Genomic DNA, 445 nt, shown 5'->3' on the forward strand with positions numbered 1-445 from the left:
TGCTCTGAGTCCGGTCTGCTCCGAGTCGCCCGCTGGCGCGGGCCGCGTGTGCGGGGCCGGACCCTGTCAACCGTTCGATGGATCCCCGGAACGGCCGCGACGCCGAGGCTGGAATCAGACCGAAAGGATTCCCGATGCGCAGACTCTTCACCGCCGCGTTCGCCTCCATGATCGCGGGCGTCGCCTCCGGACTCTTCTACCGAGAGTTCACCAAGATCAACGGCTTCCCCGAGGGGGAGGCGACGCAGCTCGGGCTCGTGCACACGCACCTGCTCGTGCTGGGCTTCATCGTGCTGTTGATCGTCCTGCTCCTCGAGAAGGTGTTCGCGCTCTCCGAGAGCCGCCTGTTCGGCTGGTTCTTCTGGCTGTACAACGCGGGCCTGGTGCTCACGTCGGCCATGATGATCTGGCACGGCTGCCTCACGGTGCTCGGGCAGGAGTCGTC

General features: G+C 66.3%; 1 protein-coding gene. It reads left to right on the forward strand.

Translation table 11 applies throughout. From position 1 onward, the window contains the following. Positions 1–134 precede the first annotated feature (134 nt). On the forward strand, positions 135–445 hold a 311-nt coding region (locus L687_RS28320; protein ID WP_021199178.1), incomplete at its 3' end, for a DUF2871 domain-containing protein.

The sequence above is a fragment of the Microbacterium maritypicum MF109 genome, from assembly GCF_000455825.1.
Taxonomy (GTDB): Bacteria; Actinomycetota; Actinomycetes; order Actinomycetales; family Microbacteriaceae; genus Microbacterium; species Microbacterium maritypicum_A.